At 56.4% G+C, this 585-nt stretch carries 1 protein-coding gene; it reads right to left on the reverse strand.

Going from position 1 to position 585, the window contains the following annotated elements; translation table 11 throughout:
• Positions 1 to 532, reverse strand: a 532-nt coding sequence (locus AC1RO3_RS08330) for a hypothetical protein (RefSeq protein WP_481763979.1), incomplete at its 3' end; no start/stop codon positions are given.
• Positions 533 to 585 lie beyond the last annotated feature (53 nt).

The following is a 585-nucleotide window of genomic DNA, read 5'->3' on the forward strand; positions in this document are numbered from 1 at the left end:
GCGCAGCTTCGAGGAACGCGCGGTTCGGCTGCACTTCGAAGAATGGCACCGTTTCGAATCCCCACTGCTTGGCCTTGTTAAGGCCTTGCCGGACAGTACTGATGTCCTCATTGTGGTAGACGCCAAGTACCACCATAGACACGTCGCGGAGCGCCCGACTCGACCACGAGCGATTGAACAAGCCGTTGACCATGGCGCGCGCATTGTCGAAACCGTCGTCGCCCGCTGCCTCACGGCTGTATTTCTCAGCAAACACATCCTTCTTCATCAATGCTTCGAATCGAAAGACCGTTCGGTTTCGGGTCGGAATCCGTGCCGGAATCAGTCCGAACTCTACAAGCTTCGGAATCAGGTACGACACATCGCGACCAACCATGCCATCACCACGCGTGATAAGAGCCTTGGGAGTGCCACGATCGTACAGTCCTTGGAGGCTCGTGCCATCCAACTTCCACATGCCGAAGTGGGGTCCCTTGCTACGCTTCGCAAACGACGGTACGTCGTCAGGATACGCTTTTTCCAGACTCGGCATAGGCCAACACAGAGCCACCTCTTCCTTCTTGTCAGAGATACGCACACCCGTCT

The sequence above is a fragment of the Dellaglioa sp. CoH-57-MRSF-19 genome, from assembly GCF_056781975.1.